The organism is Sphingomonas sp. Leaf4, assembly GCF_920939515.1.
Taxonomy (GTDB): Bacteria; Pseudomonadota; Alphaproteobacteria; order Sphingomonadales; family Sphingomonadaceae; genus Sphingomonas.
In genome coordinates this window covers 1-724 of the sequence record NZ_CAKLBB010000037.1, presented here as the reverse complement: position 1 = coordinate 724, position 724 = coordinate 1, and the positions used below count along the sequence as shown (strand labels likewise).

The window sequence follows — 724 nt, the reverse complement described above, 5'->3', positions numbered from 1 at the left end:
GATGCGTTTGAACTCCTTGAGCTTGCAAAAGAAGTTTTCAATGAGGTGCCGCCACGCGTAGATGGCGGGGTCGATCTTGCGCGCGCCTATGCGCCGTGGGTGCTGCGAGATGATGACCGCCGCGCCGCGTTCGTCGAGGTCGGCGATGATGGCATTGCTGTCGAACGCCTTATCGGCAATCAGTCCGTCGAAGGCGATGCCATCGATCAGCGGCGGCACTTCGACGCTGTCGTGACGTTGGCCCGGCATCAGCCGGAAGCGCACCAAATTGCCCAACGCGTCAGTCAGCACGACAATCTTGGTTGTCATGCCGCCTCTGGAGCGACCGATGGCCTGGCTCTGAGTCCCCCTTTTGCGCCCTGACCGTGACGGTGGACCTTCACGATCGTCGCATCGACCATCGCATATTCAAGGTCGGGCTCGTCCGACAGCGCGTCGAATATCCGTCTGAAAACATCGGCTTCCCGCCAGTCGCGAAAGCGCCTGAACGCTGTGCTCCAGTTGCCGAAGCGTTCCGGCAGATCGCGCCACGGGCTGCCTGTGCGCGCGACCCACAACACCGCCTCCACGAACAGCCGGTTGTCCCGGCCGCTGCGCCCGGGGTCAGTCCGCTTGCCCAGGCAATGCGGCTCGATCTTTGCCCATTGGGCGTCCGTCAGTACGTCACGATCCATCCATAGCGTGAATCACATCCGCACAACTTTGTGAATCCCCACAGACCCTA

At 61.7% G+C, this 724-nt stretch carries 1 pseudogene; it reads right to left on the bottom strand.

Annotated features, from left to right (window positions below):
• Positions 1 to 674, bottom strand: a pseudogene (locus LRA89_RS20430) (IS5 family transposase); the annotation flags it as partial.
• Positions 675 to 724: the final 50 nt, after the last annotated feature.